Source organism: Salmonella sp. NW884 (assembly GCF_051700745.1).
In the GTDB taxonomy this organism is placed as follows: domain Bacteria; phylum Pseudomonadota; class Gammaproteobacteria; order Enterobacterales; family Enterobacteriaceae; genus Salmonella; species Salmonella enterica.
In genome coordinates, this window is sequence record NZ_JAMMDE010000034.1 from 1 (window position 1) to 735 (window position 735).

The following is a 735-nucleotide window of genomic DNA, read 5'->3' on the forward strand; positions in this document are numbered from 1 at the left end:
CCGCCATCCCGGTGGTGGCGTGACAGTGCAGGTGCAGGCGCACCTCAAAACGTTTTTTGATTTCGCTCACCAGCTCAAAAGCGGCCATCGGGGTGAGAATGCCGGACATATCCTTGATGGCAATCGAGTCAACGCCGGTTTCCAGCAGCTGTTCGGTCAGGTCCAGCCAGGTCTGCAGGGTGTGCGCCGGGCTGGTGGTGTACGAGAGCGTGCCCTGGGCGTGCGCGCCGTGGCTGCGTACCGCCTGTAATGCGGCTTTCATATTGCGCGGGTCGTTCATGGCGTCGAAGACGCGGAAGACGTCCATGCCGTTTTTGACGGCGCGTTCGACGAAGCGTTCCACCACGTCATCGGCGTAGTGGCGATAGCCGAGCAGGTTCTGGCCGCGCAGCAGCATCTGCAGGGGAGTCTTCGGCATGGCTTTTTTGAGCTCGCGCAGGCGCAGCCACGGGTCCTCGCCGAGAAAGCGGATGCAGGCGTCAAAGGTGGCGCCGCCCCAGCATTCGAGGGAGCCGTAGCCCACGTCGTCGAGCTGAGCGGCAATCGGCAGCATATCGTCAAGGCGCAGGCGGGTGGCGAACAGGGACTGGTGGGCGTCACGCAGGACGACGTCGGTAATGGCAATGGTCATGGATCCCTCCGGGAAATTAAACGTGGTGGCGGTGATGGTGAATGGCGGCGGCAATCACCGGCTTTAAGCGGGTGAAGTCGTCCACGGCGGGAACGGCGCGCGGT

General features: G+C 63.1%; 2 pseudogenes. Both read right to left on the bottom strand.

Going from position 1 to position 735, the window contains the following annotated elements:
- A pseudogene (locus NA197_RS23355) lies at nucleotides 1-631 on the bottom strand (sodium-extruding oxaloacetate decarboxylase subunit alpha); the annotation flags it as partial.
- Between the two features lie 16 nt (nucleotides 632-647).
- Nucleotides 648-735: pseudogene (locus NA197_RS23360) on the bottom strand (oxaloacetate decarboxylase subunit gamma); the annotation flags it as partial.